The sequence below is a fragment of the Streptomyces ochraceiscleroticus genome (assembly GCF_000720485.1).
Lineage (GTDB): Bacteria > Actinomycetota > Actinomycetes > Streptomycetales > Streptomycetaceae > Streptomyces > Streptomyces ochraceiscleroticus.
Genome location: NZ_JOAX01000143.1, coordinates 1 through 211, shown reverse-complemented (window position 1 = coordinate 211; position 211 = coordinate 1). Strand labels below are relative to the sequence as shown.

Annotated in this window: 1 pseudogene; it reads right to left on the bottom strand. The window is 70.1% G+C overall.

Annotation, left to right across the window (positions count from 1 at the left end):
- A pseudogene (locus tag IG84_RS38660) lies at positions 1-211 on the bottom strand (urocanate hydratase); the annotation flags it as partial.

The window sequence follows — 211 nt, the reverse complement described above, 5'->3', positions numbered from 1 at the left end:
CTCGTGCGTCTGCATGACGCCCACCGGACGGCCGGACTGCACCAGCATCGTCTCGTCCTGCTTCAGCGTCCGCAGGGTGCGCTGCATCGCGTCGAAGGAGCGCCAGTCGCGTGCGGCCTTGCCGGTGCCGCCGTAGACGACGAGCTTGTCCGGGTGCTCGGCGACCTCCGGGTCCAGGTTGTTCTGGAGCATCCGCAGGGCGGCCTCCTGC